Consider the following 22,700-nt stretch of genomic DNA (forward strand, 5'->3'; position numbering starts at 1 on the left):
AATTTTGCGACGTCTTCGGAAGTGGAGGCGGGCCTTGCCGCCATTCCTTCTGCCAAGTGCCATCACAGATCCAGTTCAAGACCTTCCGCGCTCGCGGGAACCGAGCAGCAGATGAAGACGTGCCCCTCCGGCGCGGGGAAAGCCGGAGGCCGGGTATAAGCCACGTCTCCCGTGATGACGCGTGTGGCACAGGTGCCGCATTTTCCATCGCGGCAGCTGAAGGACGGGGAGAGGCCCGTACCCTCGGCAAGGTCCAGCAAGCTGCCAGCACCGGGCATCCATGTCGCTGCGGTCTCCGAGGCCGCGAAACGCACTGGTGCGGTTTCGGGCAGATCCTGCGCAGCGGCGGGCCGGTTCCTCTCGCCTTCTTCGAGTTCGCCCGCTCCGAAGAACTCGTGACGGATATGGCTCCGGTCGATGCCGAGCTTGCGCAGACCAGCGTAGAGCGTACGCATGAAGCCGTCGGGGCCGCATAGGTAGAACTGATAGCCGCCGAAGGGCAGGAGCCGCGCCAAGATCTCGATGGAAAGCGCGCCCTCGCTCTCGTGGGTCCGGCCCACTGCCTCATCCTCCGCTTCGGGGCGCGAGTTCACCCGGTGCAGGTGGAACCAGCCGTATCTGCGCGCGACCTCCTGAAGATAGGCATCGAACGGACGGCCGCGCGATGTGCGCGCGGCATGGAAGAACCAGATGTCGCGCGGTCTGGCGCCGCTTTCCACCGCCGCGATCTGGGCCTCCAGCATGGCAATCATCGGCGTGATGCCGACACCGGCTGACAGGAAGACGATAGGCTGCTCCCCCTCATCAAGTACGAAATCGCCCGCGGGATCGGCTGCGTCGATCCGGTCTCCGACCGCAAGCCGGTCGTGCAGGATGCGGGAGGCCGTACCCCCGGGCTCGCGCTTGACCGACAAGCGCAAAGTGCGGCCGTTCGTAGCTTGGCTGATCGTGTAGCTGCGCAGGATCGGGCCATCGGGCATATCGAGGCGGATCGGGAGAAACTGCCCGGCCACATGGGCCGGGAGGGGCAGACCATCCACGGGTGCGAGGTGGAAAGAGGTGATCTCCGCGCTTTCAGCGACCCGGGCCTCGATCTCATAGCGCCGCCAGCCATCCGGGACGCTGCGCGCGCGGCGTGTCTGCGCCCAGGTGCCTGTGCCCTTAAGCGGCGGCCAGGCTTCGATCAGCGCGGTGCGCGCGGGCAGCACATGCTCGGCCATCCAGACCTCTTCGGGCCGAATGTCCACGATGCGCTCGGCCCCCTCGAAGGCCGCAACCCGCGCGCCGTTCCAGTCCACCGAGGCGCGCCCGGTGAGCAGGAGCGCGGACCCGGTCGTGAAATCGGGAATGAAGAGGCCCACGCGGCCGTCATCCTCGATATTCCCGAGCGTGTTGAAGAAGCGATTGCCGGAGAAATCCGGGAAAGAGAGCGTGCCATCCGGATTCTGCCCCAGAAACCCCGGTCGTCCGCCGCGATGGGAAGCATCCACGCCGCTGCGTGGGTCGTCGGAGAGGGCGCGGCTGCGTGAAGCAATGATGAACATGTCGGCCCGCGCGATGATGTCGCGCGCCGGCTCGTCCAGGCCGGAGAGCCGCCGTGCGATGATCGCCGAGAGATCATGGTCATCCCATGCGGGCTGGCGGATCTGGATGTATTGCGGACAGTTGCCGAAGCTCTGATCGACCGTCAGCGCCAGGCCACCCCCGGCTGCCTGCCGCACCGTGGCATTCACGCGGTTGCGTCGTCGGGTGGCGAGTTCGATCCCGACCGCGCCGATCTTGGCCCCCACGTCCAGCGAAAGGTCCAGTTCCCCGGCAAGAACCGGCAGGGCGCCAAGGGTCATGGTCCGGGGCGAGGGCGACCCTATGAAGCCGGGCGACCCCATGGCCGCAGTCGCCCAGACCCGCCCGCGCCGGTCGAGACCGCCAAGAAACAGGATCGGCAGGCTTTCGAAGAAGTCGCGATGCTGCTGCGGCATGGCGGGCCGGATGAAGGTCGAGGCCATTTCCGTCTTCGCGAAAGGTACCTCTGCGCGGCGCTGCACCGCCAGTTCGCCCGCGTGAAAGCTCGTTTCCAGATCTGTCATGGCGGTCCCGATCGCTCAGACGAGTTCGGGGATGGGCGAGGTCGCCATGCCCACGAAACCGGGCAGGGCTTCCACGCGGGAAAGCCAGGCGCGGATGCGGGGGTAGGGTGCAAGATCGACGCCACCCTCGGGCGCATGGGCGATGTAGCTGTAGGAGGCCACATCGGCGATGGTGGCGTGATCGGCGGCGAGCCAGTCGCGCCCGCCGAGATGCGCTTCCATGATGCCGAAGAGGTCGTGGGCCGTGGCGACAGCGGTGGCGTGATCGAGGGGCGCGCCGAAGACCGTGACCAGACGAGCCGCGCAAGGGCCGGAGAACACGTTGTCGGCCGCGATGGTGAGCCAGCGCTGCACCTCCGCCGCGGTCCGTGCATCGCGTGGCATCCACTGGCTCTCCGGGCCATAGGTCTGCACGAGATAGACCAGAATGGCGTTGGAATCCGAAAGGGTGTGGCCGCCATCATCGATCGCCGGCACCTTTCCGAACGGGCTGAGTTTGCGGAACTCCCCTGTCTTGTGCGCGCCATTGGCCATGTCGAGATCGATGGTCTCGTAGGGCAGGCCGAGCAGCGCCAGCATCAGTTCGACCCGGTGGCAATGGCCGGATTTGGGGGTTCGGTAGAGTTTGATCGGGGTGATTGGGAAGGTCATTGGGTTCTCCTGCGGGGCGGAAAAGTGTCAGAGGCCGAGGTCGTCGAGGCCAAGATCGCTTGGGCCGGCGTGATCGTCGGGGCGGCGGCCCAGGGGCCAGCGGAACTTGCGCTCCTCCTCTCGAATGGGCCGCTCGTTGATCGAGGCATGACTTGCTCCTTGCATCCCGGTGGTTGCGGTCCGGATGCCGGGAAGCTAGCGACGTTGCCTGGCTGAAAGAATTGGGATAATCGTAAAGTCACTATTTCGCAAAACAGCGATAATCATGGACCGTCTGCAGACCATCGAAGTCTTCGTCGCCGTCGCGGAGACCCGGAGCTTTGCCGCCGCGGCGCGTCACATGGGCCTCAGCGCCCCTTCGGTCACCCGCGGTGTCACGACACTCGAGGCGCGGCTGGGAGTGCGTCTCTTCACACGGACCACCCGTCAGGTCCGGCTCACCGATGTGGGGGAGGCCTATCTCGAAGAGGCGCGTCACGTTCTGTCGCAGCTTCAGGCGGCGGATGCCATGGCCTCGGGTGCGGCGGTCAGGCCGAGCGGACTGCTGCGGATCACCTGCGCGAACGAGTTCGGCCGCATCTACGTCACGCCGCTTCTGACCGAATTTCTGGACACCCACCCGGAGGTGTCCGTGGATGTGCTCATGGTTGACCGGATCGTGAACCTCGTGGAGGAGGGGATCGATATCGGGGTGCGGATCGGGCCCCTGCCGTCCTCGGGGCTGACGGCGGTGCGCGTGGGCACCGTGCGGCGGGTCATCTGCGGCACACCCGGGTATTTCCGGGCAAACGGCCATCCCGGCCACCCGTCCGATCTGAAGGATCACACCCTCGTTGCCGCCGCCCCGGTCGGCCCCGCCAACGAATGGCGCTTCGGCGAAAGCGGTCAGACCGTGGTGCGGGTCCGGCCACGCCTCACCGTCTCAAGCGTGGCCGCGGCGATCGCGGCGGCGCGCAGCGGATGGGGTCTCACACGGGTCCTGTCGTATCAGATCGGTCCGGATCTGGAGCGGGGCAGCCTGCAGACAGTGCTGGAAAATCACGAACCGAACCCTCTGCCCATCCACCTCGTGCATGTGGAGGGACGGCGCGCTCAGGCCAAGGTGCGTAGCTTCATCGACTTCGCGCGTGATCGCCTGCGGGCGGTTCCGGTTCTGAACTAGGAGCCGTTTCGGGCACCCGCCGGATCGCATGGCACCAGGCCTTGTTGCCGATCCGTCATTGTCATTGAAAGGAAATGGAGGCGAGTACCGGAATCGAACCGGTGTACACGGATTTGCAATCCGCTGCGTAACCACTCCGCCAACTCGCCGCGGTGGAGGGTCTCTTAGAAGCGCGGGCAGGACGCGTCAAGCGCTCATGCGCAAATTCCGCGATCCCCGCGCCGCGCCCTGCGTGCCAAGGCTCAGAGGATGAAATCGGCCGCGATGTAGTCGGCCGCGTCAACCTGGCCACCATCCTTGATGATGATCTCGAAATCGGCACCCTTGTCCTTATCTACAGTGCCGCGCACGTAGGTCTTCCCGTCTATTTCCTTGACCCAGAGCCGGCCCGGCTCATCGAGCTTGTTCTTGTTGAACTCGACGAAGGTGAAGGCCTGATCTCCACCCTTGTTCTCCTTTGCGTCTATGCCGGAGACATCGATCTTGTCCCCGCCCGAGCGCCCGGCGCCCTGGAATGCCTTTGCGCCATCCGAAGCAATGATCACATCCACATTCTTGCCCGAGCTCTCTTCAACGTCGTCGAAGATGAAACGGTCATCACCCGCGCCGCCGCCGAGTGTGTCGGCGCCCTTGCCACCCGTGAGCTTGTCCTTGCCGCTGCCCCCCTTCAGCGTGTCGGCCCCCTTGCCGCCGATCAGCTTGTCCGCGCCGCTGTTACCCTTGAGCTTGTCGGCTGCCTGACCGCCCTCGAGCTTGTCCTTGCCGCCGCCACCTTCGAGCACGTTGTTCTTCGCGTTGCCGACAATCTTGTCATCGCCGTCGCCGCCCAGGGCATTCTCGATCATCGAGCGCTTGTCACCCTCGTAGAGCAGGGCGTTGTAGATGTTGCCCGCCGCGCGGTCCTTGTCCGACCAGTCGAGAATGGCGGCCTGTTCCTCGGAAAAGAGGCTGGATTCGCCCGGATTGAGGTCTATCTGGAGATCGGTTTCGTAGGCCGAGAGGTCATAGGTGTCATTGCCGCCGCCGTCCCAGATCGTCGCGAAGATCCGGTTGTCGCCCGGATCGAGCGCAACGCGGCCATCGAGCCGCGTCTTCCCGTCCTCGGGCTTCCACTTGTAGGTGGTGTCGCCGGAATTGACCTCGTAGTTCGCACCATAGAGATACTGGAGCGCGGCGATGTCGAGCATCATGAAGGTCTGAGGAAGCCCCCAGGTTTCGGCGCGATTGGATTCCGACCCGCCGATCTCCGAGCGATAGGTCATCACGGTGTATTCGTAGCCGTCATAGGCTTCGGGAATCTCGGGCCGGCCGTCCTTCTCCTCATGGGGGTGTTTGAGGCCGAAGGCGTGGCCGATCTCGTGCATGATCGTCTTGTAATCCGAGTTGCCGACCTGCGGGTCGAGGCCCTTGCCGCCATACCAGCCATCACCGCCGACATTGTTGCCGGAGGGGTAGTAGGTCGTGGCGGTCCGAACTTCGGAGGAAGACGTGTTCCCGAACCGGATCTCCGCACTCGAGGCCGAGCCCGTCGAGATGTCGAGTGCGGTGAAGCCCTCGATCGTCATGCCTTCCGCCGCATTCGGCGTGCGGAACGAGTCGACGTCGAGCGCCCGGACTGCGGCTTCCTTCTGGGCGTCCGAGAACTCGTAGAAATCGGGCAGCGCGGCGGAGCGGTAATAGCCGCTGCCATACTGCGAGGCCGAGGTGGGGAAGGCGTATTCGAGGCTGTCCGTGTCCCAGGCGAGGGTCGATACGAGACCTGCAAGGCGGGCGTCGGATGGCTCTTTCGGCGTGCGTGTCGCGGTCATCGGGGCGTTGTCCTCTCTCACTGGCCGGGCTGGGAGGCCGGGAGTTTAAGAGGGGCGAGGTTAATCAAGCATGAGAGCCGCGGCTGTCACGGCCCGCACAATCACTTCAATCTTAGGGGCCGCGAAACGAAGAGCGCCCGCCGGGAGGTTTCCCGGCAGGCGCCCGTTCATTCATTGCGTCCGGCCGTTGCTCAGTGGGAGGCCATGAACTCGTCGAACTCGCGCTCGGCGTCAGCCTTGGTCTTGCCATACTTGCGCTGCAGAAGGCCCACCATCTGTTCGCGCTCGCCCTTGGTCTGCTGAATTTCGTCGTCGGTCAGGTCGCCCCATTTCTCGCGCGCCTTGCCCATCATCTGCTTCATGGAGCCTTCGAGTTGATCGTTGTTCATCTTTCGTCTCCTTCAATCGTTGCAGTCCAGAAAGAGCGCGGGGGTGACCCCGCGGCAGCCTGTCCGAACACCTCTCGATGTGCCTCGCATCGCTGCCGATCGCTCTGACCTTACAAACATCCCAGCTAGCCGAGGGTTCCCCCCGATCAACGCGCCCGACCGTCACGAAGCCGTGTGAACGCCAGGGGCAGGGGCAAAAAAGGGGCTTGGCAAAATCGGCCCGAATCGACTATTCGGACGCCGGGCGCGACCCCGGACAAGGGTGAGCGGGGCGGGCTCAGTGATCTCACCCTGACCGAGGAGCTGGCTCATGAGCCATTCCGCCGCTGATGCGGTCGCTGTTGCGGCCCCTGCAAAACCCCAGACAAAACCGGCACGTCCCGAGTTCTCGTCCGGCCCCTGCGCCAAGCGGCCCGGCTGGAATGCCGCCGATGTCGCCGCCAAGGCCTATCTCGGCCGCTCGCACCGCGCCGCACAGCCCAAGGCGCAGCTGAAGGCCGCCATCGATCGCACCGCGAACTTCCTCCGCGTGCCCGAAGGCTACAAGGTCGGCATCGTGCCCGCCTCCGACACGGGCGCCTTTGAGATGGCCATGTGGTCGATGCTGGGCGCAAAGCCGGTGGACATGCTGGTCTGGGAAAGCTTCGGTCAGGGCTGGGCGACGGACGCCACCAAGCAGCTCAAACTCGACGATTGCCGCGTGCTGACCGCAGGCTACGGCGAAGTGCCCGATTTCGGGGATGTCCGCGACGAAGCCGATGTCTGCTTCACCTGGAACGGTACCACCTCGGGTGCCCGCGTGCCGAACACCGACTGGATCAAGCCCGGCCGGGAGGGTCTCGTGCTCTGCGACGCGACCTCGGCGACCTTCGCCCAGGCGCTCGACTGGGAAAAACTCGATGTCGTCACCTTCTCCTGGCAGAAGGCGATGGGCGGCGAAGCGGCCCACGGCATCCTGATCCTCAGCCCCCGTGCGGTCGAACGGCTGGAGACCTACACACCGCCGCGCCCGCTGCCGAAGATCTTCCGTCTCACCAAGGGCGGCAAGCTGATCGAAGGTGTCTTCAAGGGCGAGACGATCAACACGCCCTCCATGCTCTGCGTGGCTGACTGCATCGACGCGCTGGACTGGATGGACGGCCTCGGCGGTCTGGACGCGACCATCGCGCGCGCCACCGCGAATGCCGATGCCCTGCAGAAATGGGTCGACGCCACCGACTGGGTCGAGAACCTCGTTGCCGATCCGGCCGCGCGCTCGAACACCTCCGTCTGCCTCAAGATCGTCGATCCGGACATCACCGCGATGGACGAGGCCGCACAGCGCGACTTCACCAAGAAGATGGTGAAACTGCTCGAGGCCGAGGATGCAGCCTATGATGTGGGCGGCTACCGCGACGCGCCTCCGGGCCTCAGGATCTGGTGCGGCACCACGGTCGATACCGCCGATATCGAGGCGCTGACCCCGTGGCTCGACTGGGCCTTCGCGACCGCCAAGGCCGCGCTCTAGGTCACACGAGCCGGTCCGATGCGCCTGCGTCACGCGAGCCTGGAAGACATTCCGATGCTGCGGCACTGGGACGTGCAGCCCCATGTCGTCGCTTCGGGTGCCGGCGGCTGGGAATGGGAGGAGATGATCTCCACGCCCGTTCTCTGGCGTGAGCTCCTGATCGCGGAAGTGGAGGGGCAGCCGAAAGGCCTCCTGCACATCATCGACCCGGCGCTCGAGGACACGCACTACTGGGGCGACTGCGGCCCGGACCTGCGCGCCCTCGACATCTGGATCGGTGAAGCAAAGGACACGGGGCGCGGGATGGGCACCCGGATGATGCAGGCCGCGCTGGATCGCTGCTTCGCGGACCCCGGCGTCCGCGCCGTCCTGATCGACCCCCAGGTCACCAACACCGAGGCCCACAGGTTCTACCGCCGGCTGGGCTTCGACTTCATCAGAGAACAGCAGTTCGGCGAAGACAGATGCTTCGTGTTCGAACTCACCCGCGCCACCTGGCGCAAAGGAGACTGAAATGCCCAAGGTTCTTATTTCCGACGCCCTGTCCGATGCCGCCGTGCAGATCTTCCGTGATCGCGGCGTCGAGGTCGATTTCCAGCCCAAACTCGGCAAGGACCCCGAGAAGCTGGCCGAGATCATCGGCGACTACGATGGCCTCGCCATCCGCTCTGCCACCAAGGCGACCGCCGATCTGATCGCCAAGGCCGCCAACCTCAAGGTCATTGGCCGCGCCGGCATCGGGGTCGACAACGTCGATATCCCCGCCGCCTCCTCCAAGGGCATCGTGGTGATGAACACGCCCTTTGGCAACTCGATCACCACCGCCGAGCACGCCATCGCGATGATGTTCGCCTGCGCGCGCCAGATCCCCGCCGCCGACGCCTCCACCCAGGCCGGCAAGTGGGAGAAGTCGAAGTTCATGGGCGTCGAGATCACCGGCAAGACGCTGGGCCTGATCGGGGCGGGCAACATCGGCTCGGTCGTCGCCTCGCGCGCCATCGGCCTGAAGATGAAGGTCATCGCCTATGACCCGTTCCTCTCCGCCGAGAAGGCCCAGTCCATGGGCGTCGAGCGCGTGGAGGATATCGAGGATCTTCTGGCCCGTGCCGATTTCGTCACGCTCCACCTGCCCAAGACCGAGAAGACCGCGAACCTGCTGTCCGCCGAGCGCATCGCCAAGATGAAGAAGGGCGCGCGTCTCATCAACTGCGCCCGTGGCGGCCTCGTCGATGAAGCGGCCGTGGCGGAGGCGCTCAAGTCCGGCCACCTCGCCGGTGCCGCCTTCGACGTCTTCGCCGAGGAACCGGCGAAGGAAAACGTGCTCTTCGGTGCCCCCAACGTGGTCTGCACCCCGCATCTGGGCGCGTCCACCTCCGAGGCCCAGGAAAACGTGGCGCTTCAGGTGGCCGAGCAGATGTCGGACTACCTGATGTCGGGTGCGATTTCCAACGCGCTGAACGCGCCCTCCGTCACCGCCGAGGAAGCCCCGGTCCTCAAGCCCTGGGTCAACCTCGCGGAGATGCTCGGCAGCTTCGCCGGTCAGGTCACCGAGCACGCGATCAAGGAAATCGAGATCGAGTATGTCGGCACGGTGGGCGATCTCAACCTCAAGCCGCTGACGGCCGCCCTCAGCGCGGGTCTCCTGAAGCCGCTGGTGGGCGAGGGCGGTGTCAACATGGTCTCCGCTCCGGTCGTGGCGCGCGATCGCGGCATCCAGATCGCCGAGACCATGAAGGACGCCCAGGGCGCCTTCGGCTCCTACATCCGCCTGATCGTGACGACGGAGAAGCAGACCCGTTCGGTCGCCGGCACGATCTACTCGGACGGCAAGCCGCGCTTCATCCAGATCAAGGGCATCAACCTCGAAGCCGAGCCGATGAGCCACATGCTCTACACCACCAACAACGACGTGCCGGGCTACATCGGTGCGCTCGGCACCAAGTTGGGCGATCTCGGCATCAACATCGCGACCTTCGCGCTGGGGCGTGCCGAGAAGAGCGGCGAAGCCATCGCGCTTCTGGGTGTTGACGCCAATGTCGATGCCGATGCGATCGCCCAGATCGCGTCCCTGCCGCAGGTCCGCCAGGCCAAGGCTCTCGATTTCTGATCCTGTCGGCCCGGCGGTCACGCCGGGCCTATAGCAAGAACCATTCAGCTTCAGGTTCGAGCTGAACCGGTTTCACTATACGGGCACGGAGCAAAGCCGTAGGCGCCGTGCCAGCGTCCGTCCGCCCCATGGGCGGGCGCTATCTGCCGCCGCATTTCTAAGCTCGGTCGCCCGCAATGTCGTCACCATGAATTGCGGAGCTCGGGCGTCTGGGCGCGCCACCCTCGGACGGGCGCTGTCCCTCTCCCCGAAATGCTCCGGTTGACACTTGCGCAAGCCGCCAACACCATCCGCGGATTTCACCCCGGCGAGCTAGGCAAAACATGTTCAAGGACGAGACCTGCCTCGACAAGTTCGCCATCATGCTGGTGGGGGCATCGGTTGCCTGCGCCGCCAGCCTTGGCGCGCCCCCACCGCCCGGAATGATAGAGGCCATGACGGCGGGCACCGGGGTTCTTGCGCGCCTTTCGGGTCAGCGCCGTGCCGAGGCTGAACGCGTGCTCAAGGCTTTGCAACGGGACCTCAAGTCGCAGTGGCGAAACTGGAGTGAGGAGTTCTCCCGGGGAGATGCGTCGTCGCGCGAAGGCGCCGTGGCCAGCTTCGAGGAAGTCATCCCGCATTGCATGGCGCTGCCCTGCGACGTGGTGGGAAAGCGCCTTGATGCCAATTCCATCGCGCATGAGGTTCTGCATCGGGCCGAGAAAGTCCTCCCTGTGGTCTATGGCGATACCAGCCCGCGCAATGCCGAGGCGTATCTGGCTCGCAAGTTCCTTCTCGATGTGACCCGCAATGCCTACGCCCGGCTCATTGCCGAACCGGGTTACATGGAGCATCTCGCGCCGGCGCTGTGGCAAGATGTCCTCACTTGGCAGACGCGCATGGAGGATAAGCAGGACGCTCAGACCGCTATGCTGGAAGAGTTGCTGGCGCGCTCTGCCCCGGGCCTCCCCCTCGCCACGGCCAAGGCCATCCTGCTCGATTTCGGTCATGGCGAGGTTCCCGACGATCCGGCGCAGATCGAGCGCCTGCTGCGTGCCAAAGCAGAAGAGTATAATACCTACAAGGACCGCATCCGCGAGCTCGATGGGTCGGGCGATATAATCGTGCATGAACTCCTGGGCGAGGCCGATGCGCTGGCCAAAAACGGACGTTTTGTCGAGGCTGATGCTAAGCTGATCAAGGCAGAGCGCGCAGATGAAGCTGCACATGTCTTGCGGCGTGCCAGGTTTCGCGCAACGCGAGGCGACCTGGCCCGACTTCGACTGCAGTATCGCGAAGCAGCCGGCCACTATGACGCCGCAGCAAACTTTGTCTCGCAGTTGGAGCCTCAGTCGCGATGGATCTTCGAGATCTTACGTGCGGAGGCACTTTACAGGCTAGGCGATGAACTTGGTGACAGAGCCGCGCTTCTGGATTGTATTCAACTCTTTGAACGGGATGTATTGCCTCATTTGCCACGTGTTAAGTATCCGCGCGATTGGGCAGGAGCGCACTACAACCTAGGAAATGCGCTTCGGGTTTTGAGCGGTCGAGACGGCAACAAGACAAACCTAGAAAAAGCTGCAAGTGCCTACCGCGAGGCATTGAACGAATGGACGAGAGAGCGTGTTCCTCAAGATTGGGCCAAGGCGCAGAACGGCCTCGGGATCGTTCTCGCGATTCTCGGGGAAATTGAAGGCAGCAGAGAGCGGCTGAATAAGGCCGTAGCAGCCCTCCGATTGGCTCTGACGGAACAGACGCGCGAGCGAAATGGGCTGGCATGGTCGCAGACGCAAACGAACCTTGGCAATACGCTGACGCTCCTTGGTCAATATGGGGCGGGCAAGGCGAGGTTTGAACAGGCAGTTTACGCCTATAAATTAGCCCTCGAAGAACTCACTCCTGAGCGTGCGCCTCTCGAATGGGCGAACGCGCAGAATGGTTTAGGGATCGCACTCATGCTTCTGGGGCAGCTTGATAGAGATCCTGTACATCTAGAGGCGGCAATCGATGCATTCCGACGGGCGCTGGAAGTCAGAAAACCGGAGACTGTCCCGATCGAATGGGCATCAAGCCAGAACAACCTCGGCGGAGCTCTCACGTTCCTTGGGGCCTACGGTGGCGGCGATTCCCGCCTAGTTGAAGCCATCGAAGCCTTTGATCTGGCGTTGCAGGAATATACGATTGAGCGCGGGCCGATCGACCATGCCGACGCGGTTGGAAACCAAGGCACGGCACGACTGTTTCTTGCCCAAAGCAGGCAGGATTTCACCTTGGCACGACTGGCGCTTCGCCAGATGGAGGAAGCGTGTTCGCTGCTCCGTGCAAGCGGTCATTTGCCCAGGGCGGCAACCTTCGAGCGCCAGATCCCCGTGGCCGAGGCACTCGTTGAACGGCTTTCCTGATCCGCCAAGCTGCTCTTCCCGCATCTGCCAGAGGTCGTATCGTTAACGAGGTATGAAAATGGAGCCATACGGTTTCCATACCGAAACCATATCGATTCCATACCGCGATCTTATCCGATCGGCGTCCGGATTCCGGCATTTCGCCATTTCTGCGGCAGAACAGCCGTTCAACGGCGAAAATACGGTTTCGGCCCGCCTTTCATATCGCTATAGCTCCCTCGTAACGGCATGGAGCACCGAATATCATGGCTAATGTGGTCGTCGTGGGCGCCCAGTGGGGCGACGAAGGCAAAGGCAAGATCGTCGACTGGCTGTCCGAACGGGCGGATGTGATCGCGCGCTTCCAGGGCGGGCACAATGCCGGCCACACGCTTGTCATCGATGGTGAGGTCTACAAGCTTTCGCTCCTGCCATCGGGCATCGTGCGCAAGGGAAAGCTCTCGGTCATCGGTAACGGTGTTGTGCTCGATCCCTGGGCCCTGATCGGAGAGATCGACAAGCTGCGCGCGCAAGGTGTTGATATCACGCCGGAAAGCCTGCGGATTGCCGAGAACACGCCGCTGATCCTGCCGTTGCATCAGAACCTCGACCAGATCCGGGAAGAGGCCGCAGGCAAGGCCAAGATCGGTACCACGGGGCGCGGCATCGGTCCGGCCTACGAGGACAAGGTGGGCCGTCGCTCGATCCGCGTGGCAGATCTCGGCGATGCCGCCACCCTCGATACGCGCCTCGACCGGTTGCTCGCCCATCACGACGCGCTTCGCAAGGGCCTCAATGCCGAGCCGGTGAACCGCGACGAGCTGCGCGCGAAGCTTCTCGAGATCGCACCCAAGATCCTTCCCTATGCCGCCCCGGTCTGGAAGGAACTGGCCGAGGTCCGCGCCGCCGGAAAACGCATTCTGTTCGAAGGCGCGCAGGGCGCACTGCTCGACATCGATTTCGGAACCTACCCCTACGTCACCTCTTCGAACACGCTGGCCGGCATGGCCGCGACCGGCTGCGGCATGGGTCCGGGCGCGGTCGATTTCGTGCTCGGCATCGTGAAGGCCTACACCACCCGCGTCGGCGAAGGGCCGTTCCCGGCCGAACTTGATGACGCGGATGGAAATCGCCTCGGCGAGCGCGGTCATGAGTTCGGCACCGTCACGGGTCGCAAGCGCCGCTGCGGTTGGTTCGACGCGGTGCTCGTCCGCCAGACCTGCACAACGTCCGGAGCGAATGGTATCGCGCTGACCAAGCTCGATGTGCTCGACGGCTTCGAGGAACTCAAGATCTGCGTTGCCTATGAGCTCGATGGCAAGCGCCTCGACCACCTGCCCATGGCTGCCGACCAGCAAGCCCGCGTGACCCCGATCTACGAGACCATGCCGGGCTGGTCGGAAACCACCGCCGGCGCACGGTCCTGGGCCGATCTGCCGGCTGCTGCGATCAAGTATGTCCGCAGGGTCGAGGAACTCATCGGATGCCCGGTGGCACTTCTCTCCACCAGCCCCGAGCGCGAGGACACGATCCTCGTCACGGACCCGTTCGCCGGATGATCGAGCTCTCCTACAAGACGCGCCGCAGGCTCTCGCTCGTGGCGCTGCTTGTCTGGTTGCCGCTTTACATCGTGGTGGCGGTCAAGCTGATGCAATGGCTCGGTCGACCTGGAATTCTCCTGGAACTGCTTATCTATGTAGGGTTGGGTTTTCTATGGATGCTGCCGCTCCGCTTCGTCTTTCTCGGTGTCGGTCGTGCGGACCCGGACGCCCCGAATGACGATGAGGGCCCATAGCGAAGGAGCACACGAGCATGTTGAGCAGGATTGCGTTGGTCGGGGGCATACTCGCAGGAATGTCGGGGTCGGTGGCAGCCGAGGAAATCGGTGAAGTCACGACTGCATTCAAGCTTCTTGGTGCGAACCACAAGATCGTTATCGAGGCCTTCGATGACCCCAAGGTCGAGGGCGTTTCCTGCTTCGTGAGCCGGGCGCGCACCGGTGGCATTTCCGGCAGCCTCGGACTGGCGGAGGATACCTCGGACGCCTCCATCGCGTGTCGCCAGATCGGGCCGATCAAGTTCAGAGATGATCTCGAAGATGGCGAAGAGGTTTTCGGGCGTCGTGCCTCGATCATGTTCAAGCGCATTCAGGTGGTCCGGTTTTTCGATGAAGATCGGAACACGCTCATCTATCTCACCTACTCCGATAAGTTGGTCGATGGCTCGCCGAAGAATGCGCTTTCGGCCGTGGTGGTGCGTGACTGGCACGCTGCGCCCGACCCGGAGACCGAAGCACCAGGATGAGCGGCCCACTGATCCGCGCGGAAGGACCGGTCACCCTGATTGGCGGTGGGCCTGTGGAGGATCGGGATCTTACGGAAGCCCGGGATATTGCGCCGTTATTGGTTGCTGCTGACGGTGGCCTGAACCACCTGCGCAGCAAGGATGTTCGGCCAGCAGCGGTCATCGGCGACATGGATTCGGTCGAACTTGATCTTGTCCGCGAAAGTGGCGTGGCGTGCCACCATATTGCCGAGCAGGACAGCACTGATCTCGAGAAATGCCTGCGCAATATTGCAGCCCCGATCATGATCGGGATCGGTTTCATGGGCGGGCGTGTGGATCACCATCTCGCGGCGATGAATGCCCTGCTGCGTTTCGCCGATCGTCCGGTGATCCTGTTGGGCGGGAGCGATATCTGTTTCCTGTGCCCAGACGAGCTTAGCCTCGATCTCTCGTCGGAAACCCGCGTGTCGTTGTTTCCGATGGCGCCCGCGACGGGACGGATCTCACACGGATTGCGTTGGTCCGTGGAAGGGCTCGTCATGAGGCCTGACGGACGCATTGGCACATCGAACATGGCCCTTGGCGGACCCATCCGTGTCGGTTTCGACGCGCCCGCCGTTTTGGTGATCCTGCCCCGGCGCGAACTGGGGCAGGCCGTCTCCGTGCTGGCGGGATCCGCGAGCTGATCAGCTTTCGACTTCCTCGACGGAAACCGCGACCGCCTGGGTCATCGTGACTTCGATCATGTCGCCGCGGTTGGCTTCCTGCGCAAAGGTCTGGAGGCGCGGCGGAACAGCCGAACGGCGTTGGAGGCCATCGGGGGTGAGATAGGTGGCGATCCCTTCATCGCGGTCGTAGTCGAGAAGTTCGACGACAACCGTTTCGCTTTCAACCGCGATACCGCCGGGCAGTTCGCCGGGAGCGGCTTCTGCCGTGGCAACTGCAATCGAGGCATCCGGCGAATTCGGCGTCGCCATCGAAAGAGTGGTCGCCTCGTAATACTCCACCACCACGATGTCGCCTGCCGTCAGCTGATCAAGATTCTTGATGCCGTCATTTGCGTAGACGGTGAACCGCTGGCCGGTTTCGTCGCCATGGAGGCGAATGATGCGCTCTTCCTTGTCGACCGCATCAATCGTTGCAGTGGCCGTCTGCAGCGACTCGCTGACCGCAGGTCCGCGGCTCGGGCCGGGCATGGGACCGCAGGACGCCAATGCCATGGTTACGGCCCCGAACAGGGCGAGTGCAAATTTCATGATGAACCCCTTCATTTCAACTTGAGCGCCGCTCGGCGCTTTCGGGCGATCGTCTTTCGCCACAGTTGGCATTAGGCGCTCTGGTTGAGCCAAGCAACCCTGTTGGCGGGCTTGATGCAGCAAAGGGGGCAAGTGTCTGATTTTACGCAGCTGCAAGAAGGCAGAGCAGTGCCCCGGCGAGGAACATGGTCCGCTTGTAGAGTCCGAGGCCACGCAACAGATCGCCGGGTGCCGGGTCGGGGGCAGAGGCATTGATCCAAGGCTCCTGCGCCACGCGATCCTGATAGAATCGTGGGCCGGAGAGCCGGCAGTCAAGTGACGCGGCCATTGCTGCTTCCGGCCAGCCGGCGTTCGGTGATCGATGATGCGGGGCATCGGCGCGCATTGTGCGGAGGCATCTTGCAGGTCGACCTCCGGCAAGGGCTATCAGTACGCCGGTCAAACGGGCAGCGGGCCAGTTCACGAGGTCGTCCAGTTTCGCGGCGAACCAGCCGAAATGCTCATGGCGAGGGCTGCGATGGCCGATCATGCTGTCGAGCGTGTTGATGGCCTTATACGCGGCAATTCCCGGCAAGCCTAGGAGCGCCCCCCAGAAGAGTGGCGCGATCACGCCGTCGGAGGTATTTTCCGCCAGACTTTCGAGGCTTGCCCGTGCGATGCCGCTTTGGTCGAGTTGCGCCGGGTCTCGGCCGACGATCTGGCTCACGGCCGCGCGTGCGTCCGCGATCTGCCCGTGCTCTAGCGGGACCGCTACCGCGGCCACATGGGTGTAGAGGGAGCGCGTTGCCAAAAGGGGCGCTGCCAGTGCGCCTGCCAGAAGATGTCCCCAGAACGTCGGGTGAAGCAGAAAGGCGATGATCATAGGCGGCAGAGTCGCGGCAAGTACGGTCACGACCGTGGCTGTCGTTCCGGCCAAGCGATTTCGGCCCGGATCCAGTTGGGGCTTGTTCCAGGCATGATCGAGGCGGGACACGAGCCCACCGATCCATGTCACGGGATGACCGATCTGCGCGTGCAGACGTGTAGGCCAACCGATGGCTGCCTCGATGGCGAAGGCAATGAGCATGACGAGAGGCCAGTTCATGGCCAGGCACCTCCGGGTTGACAGGCGCGGTGATTTTCCCGGAATGCATGCGCGTTACAAGGGGAACTGGAATGGCGCTTACGGATCATCGTCTTGTACTGGGTGGTGCGCGGTCGGGCAAGACGCGGCATGCCATGGCGCTTGCCGAGGCAACTGGCCCAAGGCGGCTCTACATTGCCACGGCCGAGGCGCATGACGCGGAAATGGCGGAACGCATCGCCCGCCACAAGGCCGAGCGTGGAGCGGGCTGGCAATCGGTCGAAGCGCCGCTTGATATTGTTTCTTCGTTTGCTTCGTTCGGCACGGATGCAATTCTGGTGGATTGTCTGACCCTTTGGCTTTCGAACCTCATGCATTCGGGGCGCAATCCCGAAATCGAAACGGGCCGGTTCATCGAAGGACTGCGTGATGTCCGGTCCCCGATCATACTGGTCTCGAACGAAGTCGGCCTCGGCCTGGTGCCCGAAACGCCATTGGGGCGCGCCTTCCGAGATGAACAGGGGCGGCTCAACCAGCGCATTGCCGCAGCCGTCGGTTCCGTTGATTTTATCGCTGCCGGACTTCCGGTCGCACTCAAACGGCCAGAGCCATCAAGCGGTAGGTAATCTGCGCGGCGGTGAAATCCCACGCCTGTTTGCCATCGGGGGCAAGTTCAACGACATCGAGGCCGATGAGGCGACGGCCCTTAAGTGCATTCTCCACGAGATGTATGGACTGAAAATACGACAACCCTCCGGGCACTGGGGTTCCGGTTGCAGGCATTTCGCTGGGGTCGAGCCCGTCCACGTCGAAGGAGACGTAGATGTCTTGCGGGAAATCTTCGGGCAGATCGATGGCATGAAGTCCCTTGGTGACGATTTCCTCGGCATCGACATGAAAGACGTGATTGCGCAACCGGCTCTCCATCTCTTCGCCGGAAAGTGCGCGCACACCGAATTGCGCAAGCCGGACGCCTTCTTCCGCCAGCATATGCATGACCGACGCATGGGAATGCGGCTCGCCCTGATAGGCGACGCGGAGGTCTGCATGGGCGTCGATCTGCACGATCCCGAGTGGTCGGTGGGTCGCGGACAGAACACCCATCACTGCGCCATAGGTGAGTGAGTGTTCGCCGCCGAGCGTGACTGGTATCTTGCCCGCCTCCACGGCGGCGCGCGTTCTGGCCGCAAGACGCGCCATGACTTCGGGTAGGGGGCCGGTGCAATCAACCGGGGCCTCCGTGTGAATGCCCCGCGCGCAGGGTTCTTTCCCGGCTGTATTGCGCTCGAGTTCGTTGCTCGCCTCGATGATGGCCGTAGGGCCGAGGGAGGTTCCTGAGCCGTAGGAAACTGTGCGCTCGAGCGGCATAGGTATTACCCGGAAAAAGGCGTCTTCCCGGCGCTCGGTCTGTGTTAGTTCGCTATCGAGAAAGAAGGTCATGTGGCCAGCCTCCGGGGGGCGGCTTTTGCCGCCAATCTGTGCGCGCAAATGAGCGCGCGGTGCGTCGTTTGGCGTGCCCGTGTTCGGGCCCGCCGACTGCTCTCCAGGTTAACAAACCAGTATGAAAACGGGCCGCTAGGACAAGCGATCGCGGAAGTCTTCATAGCCGAACTCACGAATGATCTTAAGGTCGTCCGTCTCGGAATTCCAAAGCGCAATAGCGGGGAGCGGCACGCCATTGAATGTGTTGGTCTTTACCATCGAGTAATGCGCCTGGTCGAGGAATGCGTAGCGCTGGCCGATCTGGAGCGGCTTCTCGAAGGTATAGTCCCCGATCACATCTCCTGCGAGGCAGGAAGGTCCCCCGAAACGATACGTGTGACCACTCTTGGATTCGCCAAGCAGCGCCGGACGATAGGGTGCCTCGATCACATCGGGCATGTGGCAGGTGGCCGAGATATCCGTGATCGCCAGATCCATACCGTTCTGGGGAAGGTCGAGGATCTCACCCACCAGGATGCCGGCATCAAGCGCCACCGCCTCACCTGGCTCGAGGTAGACTTCAAGCCCGGTCTCCGCACGAACCCCCCGGAGAAAGGCGATCAGTCCTTCGCGGTCATAGTCGCCGCGCGTGATATGATGCCCGCCGCCGAAATTTATCCATTTGAGCGCCGGGAAGTAGGGGGCAATCCTGGGCTTCACGGAGTCCCATGTCCGAGCCAGCGGCGCGAAATCCTGCTCGCAGAGCGTATGCATGTGCAATCCGTTCACGCCCGTCAACGACTGCGCGGTGAGTTGTGAAACCGGCAATCCAAGCCGTGAACAGGGTGCGCAGGGATCGTATTTCGCCACTTCGCCTTCGGAATGCTCTGGGTTGATGCGAAGCCCGACATCGACCTTGCGTCCGCTCGCGAGGATATTCGGCAGGAACCTGTCCTTCTGCACGGCGGAGTTGAAGATCATGTGATCCGACAACGCGATGATCGCATCGATTTCCGACGCCTTGTAGCCCGCACAGAAGGTCGCAACCTCGCCGCCATATTCCTCTCGGGCAAGACGCGCCTCGAAAAGCCCGCTGGTGCAGGTTCCTCCAAGGTATTCGCGCACGACGGGGGCGAGCGCGAACATCGAGAACGCCTTCAAGGCCGCGAGGACATGTGCGCCCGAGCGATGTGACACCTCCTTCAGGATCGAGAGATTTCTCCGGATCGCGGCCTCGTCGACCACGAAACAGGGAGAAGGCACGCGGGAAAGGTCAAAGCGGCGAAAGGCGCCCGCATCCCCCGCTTGCGTCTGCATGACCACAGTCACCTGATCAGAACTCCACTGGTCCAGGGAGGTCGACCACCTGCCAGGGCAGGCCTTGCGTATTCAGCATCTCCATGAAGGCATCAGGGTCGAGCTGTTCGGTGTTCCAGACACCCGGCTCGCGCCAGATGCCCCTAAGCACCATGGCAGCGCCGATCATGGCCGGGACGCCCGTGGTGTAAGAGACGGCCTGGCTGCCCACCTCGCGGTTGCACTCTTCGTGATCGCAGATGTTGTAGATATAGAGGGTCTTCTCGCCGCTGCCGTCCTTGGCCGGACCGGTGATGATGTCGCCGATGCAGGTCTTGCCCTTGGTGGTCTCAGCGAGGTTGCCGGGATCAGGCAGTACGGTCTTGAGGAACTGAAGCGGAATGATCTCGACCCCGTTGTGCACCACCGGGTCGATGGAGGTCATGCCGACATTCTGCAGAACGGTGACGTGGTTGATGTATGCGTCGCCAAAGGTCATCCAGAATCGTGCGCGCTCGATTTCAGGAAAGTGTGTCGAGAGGCTCTCAAGCTCCTCATGATACATCAGGTACATGTTTCGCTCGCCCACTTCAGGGAAATCGAAGGGCACCTTGTTCGACATCGCTTCGGTCTCGACCCATTGGCCGCCTTCCCAGTGCCGTGCAGGGGCCGTCACTTCGCGGATGTTGATCTCCGGATTGAAGTTGGTGGCAAAAGGCTTTCCGTGATCACCGCCATTGCAGTCGAGGATGTCGATCTGGCGGATGCCGTCGAGCTTATGCTTGCGCACCCAGGTTGCGAAGATTGAGGTCACGCCCGGGTCAAAGCCGGAACCGAGAATTGCGGTCAGGCCCTTCTCCTTGAAGCGTTCCTGATAGGCCCATTGCCAAGAATACTCGAACTTCGCCTCTTCGGGGGGCTCGTAATTCGCGGTGTCGAGATAGTGAATGCCGGCCTCGAGGCACGCATCCATCAGCGCCAGATCCTGATAGGGGAGCGCGAGGTTTACCAGAAGCTCTGCCCCTGTTTCCTTGATCAGATCCACGACCGCCCCGACGTCCATAGCGTCGATCTCGGCCGTCTTGATCTCTACGCCGGTGCGTGCCTTCACGCCTTCTGCGATTTCGTCACACTTGAACTTGCGCCGGCTGGCCAGCGTGATCTCGGTGAAGATGTCAGAATTCATCGCCATCTTGTTGACGCATGCGCCGCTTACGCCGCCCGCGCCGATCACGAGTGTCTTGCCCATGGGGATTGCCCTCCGGTGTCAGTGGGATTCGTAGTAGGTGTAGCCGTTCATGCTGTCGCGGTAGGCCGCGATCAGCGTTTTCCGGTCGGAGACCGAAAGCCTGTCTTCCGAGATTGCCGTCTCGACCAGTTTGCGGAAGTCGTCGATCAGATCGCGCGGATCGTATTCGACGTAGCTCAGCACTTCCGAGATTGTGTCTCCCTCGACTTCCTGCAGCAGGTCGAACCCGCCATCCTCTCGCAGGTCGATGGTGGCCACGTTCGTGTCGCCGAACAGGTTGTGCAGATCGCCGAGCGTTTCCTGGTATGCACCGACGAAGAGGACCCCGATATAATAGGAGCTGTCGTCGTCGATTGTGTGCACCGGCAGCGAAGGCGAAATGCCGTCCGCGAGGATGAAGCGGCCGATCTTGCCGTCGCTGTCACAGGTGATGTCGGTGAGAACTGCGCGCCTGTCCGGTTCCTCGTTCAGTCGCTGGAGTGGCACGACCGGGTGGATCTGATTGATGGCCCATACATCCGGGAGAGATTGGAAGAGCGAAAAATTGCAGTGGTAGATATCCGCGATCTTCTCAAGCTGCGCGTCTATCTCCGACGTGCTTTCGCTCTCATGGGCGACGCGCTTGATCCGCGAGAGTATCCGCAGATAGATCCGTTCGCCACGCGCGACCTGACGCAAGCCGACGTAGCCGCGGCGGAACAGCGCCCTGAGCTCATCACGGTAATACTGCGCGTCGTTGATACACTCCTGCAGTCGCATCGGTTCGATGTAGGATTCGATGGCCCGCAGGTCCGAAAGGAGATGGTGATCGTCCGGTTCCGGTTCTGGAGCGGTCTCGACTTCGAAGAAGGTGGCTTCGAGTACGTTGAAAACGAGGAGCGAGGAGTGTGCCACTACCGCCCGGCCACTTTCCGTCACGAGCGTCGGGTGCGGCAGGCCGGCTTCGTCCATGGCATAGCGGACGGTTTCGACGACATTCAGGCAATACTCGTCCACGGTGTAGTTTACCGAGTTGTCGTTTGCCTTCATTTCGCCGGTATAGTCGATGCCGAGGCCGCCTCCGAGATCGAGGTGGCTGAGCGGAACGCCCTCACCCGTCAGTTCAGTAAAGTAGCGACAGGCCTCGTTCACTGCGCGGCGCACGTCGTTCACGTCCGGGATTTGCGAGCCAAGGTGGCTGTGCTGTAGCTTGAGGCAATGCAGAAGACCGGCCTCGCGTAGCCGGTCGATCGCTGTCACAAGCTGGTCCGAATTCATCCCGAAGGTCGAACGATCACCAGAACTTGCGGCCCAAGCTCCGCTGATCTGGTTCGTAAGCTTGATGCGTACGCCCAGAAGGGGATCCAGGCCGAGGTCCTTGGCCGCGGCAATGACCGTATCAACCTCCTTTGGGCTTTCTAGCACGATGACCGTGTTGAAGCCGAGCTTGCGGGAGAGGATTGCGAGGCGGATGAATTCATCATCCTTGACCCCGTTGCAGACGATCAGTGCGTCCTTGGCCAGCGAGCGGCTGAGCGCAATTACGAGCTCGGGCTTGGACCCGGCTTCCAGTCCGTAGCCATAGGGGCGGCCGAACTCGACGATCCGCTGGACCACATGGGCTTGCTGGTTAACCTTGATCGGGAAAACGCCACGATAGGTGCCCTTGTATCCCGTTCGCTCTATTGCCTGGTTGAAACTCTCGTTCAGGGTGCGGATGCCACGCTCGAGAAATGAGCTTACACGCAGAAGAACCGGAGTCTGGATCCCGCGGCGTTCAAGCTGACGGATAATCCGCGGAAGGCTTGCCGGTGGCGTGCTCTCCGACTGGGGGTGTATGAGACCCAGGTCCCCGTCGGGCAGGACACTCACCATCCCCTTGCCCCAGCGTTCGATCCCGTAGATGCCGTGGGGCAGTTCGTCCTCGCTCGTCACCTGTTTCTCCCTTGTCGAAGCGACGTGCCGCCGCCCAGCTCTCGCGCTCATTAACAACATTCTTCCGGCCCGGCAAAACCTCTGTTGTCCGATCTCGGAAACCGGCTTCAATGAACTGGATTGATGCAAGGCGCACATCA

Annotated in this window: 21 protein-coding genes and 1 tRNA gene; 10 read left to right on the forward strand and 12 right to left on the reverse strand. The window is 62.8% G+C overall.

Annotated elements, in window-relative coordinates; all coding sequences use genetic code 11:
- Positions 1–62: 62 nt before the first annotated feature.
- The 3 genes from ACP15W_RS01220 to ACP15W_RS01230 are packed head-to-tail and all read right to left on the reverse strand — an operon-like array spanning position 63 to position 2,903.
- Entirely contained in the window at positions 63–2,087 is a 2,025-nt protein-coding gene (locus ACP15W_RS01220; RefSeq protein ID WP_424931004.1) for a pyridoxamine 5'-phosphate oxidase family protein, read from the reverse strand.
- A gap of 15 nt (positions 2,088–2,102) precedes the next feature.
- The gene (locus ACP15W_RS01225) at positions 2,103–2,738 is read right to left on the reverse strand and encodes a glutathione S-transferase family protein (RefSeq protein WP_424931005.1); all 636 of its coding nucleotides are present in this window, start codon (positions 2,736–2,738) and stop codon (positions 2,103–2,105) included.
- A gap of 27 nt (positions 2,739–2,765) precedes the next feature.
- On the reverse strand, positions 2,766–2,903 hold the full coding sequence (locus ACP15W_RS01230) for a hypothetical protein (RefSeq protein WP_424931006.1): 138 nt from the start codon (positions 2,901–2,903) through the stop codon (positions 2,766–2,768).
- Positions 2,904–3,003: 100 nt separating this feature from the next.
- Between ACP15W_RS01230 and ACP15W_RS01235 the strand changes: the two genes are divergently transcribed.
- Positions 3,004–3,900 carry a LysR family transcriptional regulator gene (locus ACP15W_RS01235; protein WP_424931007.1) on the forward strand — a complete coding sequence of 299 codons (897 nt, stop codon included), beginning with the start codon at positions 3,004–3,006 and terminating at the stop codon, positions 3,898–3,900.
- Positions 3,901–3,975: 75 nt separating this feature from the next.
- Here ACP15W_RS01235 and ACP15W_RS01240 read toward each other — a convergent pair.
- The 3 genes from ACP15W_RS01240 to ACP15W_RS01250 all read right to left on the reverse strand — a co-directional run bounded on the left by ACP15W_RS01240 (position 3,976) and on the right by ACP15W_RS01250 (position 6,097).
- Positions 3,976–4,049 (reverse strand) — tRNA-Cys (locus ACP15W_RS01240).
- Positions 4,050–4,142: 93 nt separating this feature from the next.
- Positions 4,143–5,708 carry a M10 family metallopeptidase gene (locus ACP15W_RS01245; protein ID WP_424931008.1) on the reverse strand — a complete coding sequence of 522 codons (1,566 nt, stop codon included), beginning with the start codon at positions 5,706–5,708 and terminating at the stop codon, positions 4,143–4,145.
- A gap of 191 nt (positions 5,709–5,899) precedes the next feature.
- Positions 5,900–6,097 (reverse strand): CsbD family protein, encoded by a 198-nt coding sequence (locus ACP15W_RS01250; RefSeq protein WP_424931009.1) that lies wholly within the window; start codon positions 6,095–6,097, stop codon positions 5,900–5,902.
- 310 nt (positions 6,098–6,407) lie between these two features.
- Between ACP15W_RS01250 and ACP15W_RS01255 the strand changes: the two genes are divergently transcribed.
- The 8 genes from ACP15W_RS01255 (at position 6,408) to ACP15W_RS01290 (ending at position 15,046) form a co-directional block, all read left to right on the forward strand.
- Positions 6,408–7,604, forward strand: a complete 1,197-nt coding sequence (locus ACP15W_RS01255) for a phosphoserine transaminase (RefSeq protein ID WP_424931010.1) — start codon at positions 6,408–6,410, stop codon at positions 7,602–7,604.
- Positions 7,605–7,622: 18 nt separating this feature from the next.
- Complete coding sequence (locus ACP15W_RS01260) at positions 7,623–8,117, forward strand: GNAT family N-acetyltransferase (protein ID WP_424931011.1); 495 nt, start codon at positions 7,623–7,625, stop codon at positions 8,115–8,117.
- Position 8,118: 1 nt separating this feature from the next.
- Entirely contained in the window at positions 8,119–9,711 is a 1,593-nt protein-coding gene (gene serA / locus ACP15W_RS01265; RefSeq protein ID WP_424931012.1) for a phosphoglycerate dehydrogenase, read from the forward strand.
- A 323-nt stretch (positions 9,712–10,034) separates the two neighbouring features.
- The gene (locus ACP15W_RS01270) at positions 10,035–12,095 is read left to right on the forward strand and encodes a hypothetical protein (RefSeq protein WP_424931013.1); all 2,061 of its coding nucleotides are present in this window, start codon (positions 10,035–10,037) and stop codon (positions 12,093–12,095) included.
- A 245-nt stretch (positions 12,096–12,340) separates the two neighbouring features.
- Positions 12,341–13,633 (forward strand): adenylosuccinate synthase, encoded by a 1,293-nt coding sequence (locus tag ACP15W_RS01275; protein WP_424931014.1) that lies wholly within the window; start codon positions 12,341–12,343, stop codon positions 13,631–13,633.
- Positions 13,630–13,869: a DUF2842 domain-containing protein gene (locus tag ACP15W_RS01280; protein WP_424931015.1), complete on the forward strand. Its 240-nt coding sequence runs from the start codon at positions 13,630–13,632 to the stop codon at positions 13,867–13,869. The genes ACP15W_RS01275 and ACP15W_RS01280 overlap by 4 nt, the downstream gene beginning before the upstream one ends.
- A gap of 17 nt (positions 13,870–13,886) precedes the next feature.
- Entirely contained in the window at positions 13,887–14,378 is a 492-nt protein-coding gene (locus tag ACP15W_RS01285; protein ID WP_424931016.1) for a CreA family protein, read from the forward strand.
- Positions 14,375–15,046 (forward strand): thiamine diphosphokinase, encoded by a 672-nt coding sequence (locus ACP15W_RS01290; RefSeq protein ID WP_424931017.1) that lies wholly within the window; start codon positions 14,375–14,377, stop codon positions 15,044–15,046. Before ACP15W_RS01285 ends, ACP15W_RS01290 begins: the two co-directional genes overlap by 4 nt.
- On the opposite strand, the gene ACP15W_RS01295 is transcribed toward ACP15W_RS01290, so the two are convergent.
- Together ACP15W_RS01295 and cbiB are read right to left on the reverse strand one after the other, a co-directional pair.
- A complete protein-coding gene (locus ACP15W_RS01295) occupies positions 15,047–15,616 on the reverse strand; it encodes a hypothetical protein (RefSeq protein WP_424931018.1) in 570 nt (189 codons plus the stop codon). It lies immediately after the preceding gene.
- Positions 15,617–15,758: 142 nt separating this feature from the next.
- A complete protein-coding gene (gene cbiB, locus ACP15W_RS01300) occupies positions 15,759–16,700 on the reverse strand; it encodes an adenosylcobinamide-phosphate synthase CbiB (RefSeq protein WP_424931019.1) in 942 nt (313 codons plus the stop codon).
- 71 nt (positions 16,701–16,771) lie between these two features.
- Here cbiB and cobU point away from each other — a divergent pair, with 71 nt between their 5' ends.
- Entirely contained in the window at positions 16,772–17,305 is a 534-nt protein-coding gene (cobU, locus tag ACP15W_RS01305) for a bifunctional adenosylcobinamide kinase/adenosylcobinamide-phosphate guanylyltransferase (RefSeq protein WP_424931020.1), read from the forward strand.
- Here the strand turns inward: cobU and speB are convergent.
- The 4 genes from speB to speA form a co-directional block, all read right to left on the reverse strand.
- Positions 17,274–18,119, reverse strand: a complete 846-nt coding sequence (gene speB, locus ACP15W_RS01310) for an agmatinase (protein ID WP_424931021.1) — start codon at positions 18,117–18,119, stop codon at positions 17,274–17,276. The genes cobU and speB overlap by 32 nt on opposite strands.
- A gap of 135 nt (positions 18,120–18,254) precedes the next feature.
- Positions 18,255–19,418 (reverse strand): carboxynorspermidine decarboxylase, encoded by a 1,164-nt coding sequence (gene nspC / locus ACP15W_RS01315; RefSeq protein ID WP_424931022.1) that lies wholly within the window; start codon positions 19,416–19,418, stop codon positions 18,255–18,257.
- A 16-nt stretch (positions 19,419–19,434) separates the two neighbouring features.
- Positions 19,435–20,646, reverse strand: coding sequence for a saccharopine dehydrogenase family protein (locus tag ACP15W_RS01320; RefSeq protein WP_424931023.1), 1,212 nt, complete (start codon positions 20,644–20,646; stop codon positions 19,435–19,437).
- Positions 20,647–20,664: 18 nt separating this feature from the next.
- Positions 20,665–22,500, reverse strand: coding sequence for a biosynthetic arginine decarboxylase (speA, locus tag ACP15W_RS01325; protein WP_424931593.1), 1,836 nt, complete (start codon positions 22,498–22,500; stop codon positions 20,665–20,667).
- Positions 22,501–22,700 lie beyond the last annotated feature (200 nt).

This window comes from Amaricoccus macauensis (assembly GCF_049800915.1).
Classification (GTDB): domain Bacteria; phylum Pseudomonadota; class Alphaproteobacteria; order Rhodobacterales; family Rhodobacteraceae; genus Amaricoccus; species Amaricoccus macauensis_A.

Coding starts and splice junctions, on each gene's coding strand:
- speB (WP_424931021.1), bottom strand. CDS start 18,119: ATGACCTTCTTTCTCGATAGCGAACTAACACAGACCGAGCGCCGGGAA.
- speA (WP_424931593.1), bottom strand. CDS start 22,500: ATGGTGAGTGTCCTGCCCGACGGGGACCTGGGTCTCATACACCCCCAG.
- ACP15W_RS01290 (WP_424931017.1), top strand. CDS start 14,375: ATGAGCGGCCCACTGATCCGCGCGGAAGGACCGGTCACCCTGATTGGC.
- ACP15W_RS01295 (WP_424931018.1), bottom strand. CDS start 15,616: ATGAAATTTGCACTCGCCCTGTTCGGGGCCGTAACCATGGCATTGGCG.
- ACP15W_RS01245 (WP_424931008.1), bottom strand. CDS start 5,708: ATGACCGCGACACGCACGCCGAAAGAGCCATCCGACGCCCGCCTTGCA.
- ACP15W_RS01320 (WP_424931023.1), bottom strand. CDS start 20,646: ATGGGCAAGACACTCGTGATCGGCGCGGGCGGCGTAAGCGGCGCATGC.
- ACP15W_RS01270 (WP_424931013.1), top strand. CDS start 10,035: ATGTTCAAGGACGAGACCTGCCTCGACAAGTTCGCCATCATGCTGGTG.
- ACP15W_RS01260 (WP_424931011.1), top strand. CDS start 7,623: ATGCGCCTGCGTCACGCGAGCCTGGAAGACATTCCGATGCTGCGGCAC.
- ACP15W_RS01235 (WP_424931007.1), top strand. CDS start 3,004: ATGGACCGTCTGCAGACCATCGAAGTCTTCGTCGCCGTCGCGGAGACC.
- cbiB (WP_424931019.1), bottom strand. CDS start 16,700: ATGAACTGGCCTCTCGTCATGCTCATTGCCTTCGCCATCGAGGCAGCC.
- ACP15W_RS01280 (WP_424931015.1), top strand. CDS start 13,630: ATGATCGAGCTCTCCTACAAGACGCGCCGCAGGCTCTCGCTCGTGGCG.
- serA (WP_424931012.1), top strand. CDS start 8,119: ATGCCCAAGGTTCTTATTTCCGACGCCCTGTCCGATGCCGCCGTGCAG.
- ACP15W_RS01220 (WP_424931004.1), bottom strand. CDS start 2,087: ATGACAGATCTGGAAACGAGCTTTCACGCGGGCGAACTGGCGGTGCAG.
- cobU (WP_424931020.1), top strand. CDS start 16,772: ATGGCGCTTACGGATCATCGTCTTGTACTGGGTGGTGCGCGGTCGGGC.
- ACP15W_RS01250 (WP_424931009.1), bottom strand. CDS start 6,097: ATGAACAACGATCAACTCGAAGGCTCCATGAAGCAGATGATGGGCAAG.
- ACP15W_RS01285 (WP_424931016.1), top strand. CDS start 13,887: ATGTTGAGCAGGATTGCGTTGGTCGGGGGCATACTCGCAGGAATGTCG.
- ACP15W_RS01225 (WP_424931005.1), bottom strand. CDS start 2,738: ATGACCTTCCCAATCACCCCGATCAAACTCTACCGAACCCCCAAATCC.
- nspC (WP_424931022.1), bottom strand. CDS start 19,418: ATGCAGACGCAAGCGGGGGATGCGGGCGCCTTTCGCCGCTTTGACCTT.
- ACP15W_RS01255 (WP_424931010.1), top strand. CDS start 6,408: ATGAGCCATTCCGCCGCTGATGCGGTCGCTGTTGCGGCCCCTGCAAAA.
- ACP15W_RS01230 (WP_424931006.1), bottom strand. CDS start 2,903: ATGCAAGGAGCAAGTCATGCCTCGATCAACGAGCGGCCCATTCGAGAG.
- ACP15W_RS01275 (WP_424931014.1), top strand. CDS start 12,341: ATGGCTAATGTGGTCGTCGTGGGCGCCCAGTGGGGCGACGAAGGCAAA.